The organism is Salinimicrobium oceani (genome assembly GCF_012037645.1).
Genome location: NZ_JAAVJR010000712.1, coordinates 1 through 432, shown reverse-complemented (window position 1 = coordinate 432; position 432 = coordinate 1). Strand labels below are relative to the sequence as shown.

Sequence of the window (432 nt, the reverse complement as noted above, 5' to 3'; positions counted from 1 at the left end):
TAAGGTGTAAAAAGTAAAGAAAAAGGATTTTTTTAATTTTACCTTTACCAAAAACAGAAATCATGCTTCGCTTCTTCGGAAGAATACTCGGTAATAAAGAAGTTCAAAAAGAAACAGAAGAAATTCCCCCTATGAAAAAATTCCTGAGTGTGGGATTGGGTAATATTGGCCCTAAATACCATAATACAAGACATAATATTGGATTTAAGGTTCTTGATTTTCTCGCCGAAAAGGAAGGTCTCAGTTTTGAATCCCAAAAATTAGGAGATCTCGCTACCTATAAGTTTAAAGGCCGCAATTTTTTGCTTCTGAAGCCTTCTACATACATGAACCTTAGCGGGAAAGCAGTAAATTACTGGTTGCAAAAAGAAAAAGTGCCGCTGGAACATTTACTGGTAATTACAGATGATCTTAATTTACCCTTCGGAACAC

Annotated in this window: 1 protein-coding gene; it reads left to right on the top strand. The window is 35.2% G+C overall.

Annotated elements, in window-relative coordinates; all coding sequences use genetic code 11:
* Positions 1–62 precede the first annotated feature (62 nt).
* Positions 63–432: aminoacyl-tRNA hydrolase (locus HC175_RS19015; protein ID WP_168139741.1), on the top strand; the 370-nt coding region annotated here is incomplete at its 3' end.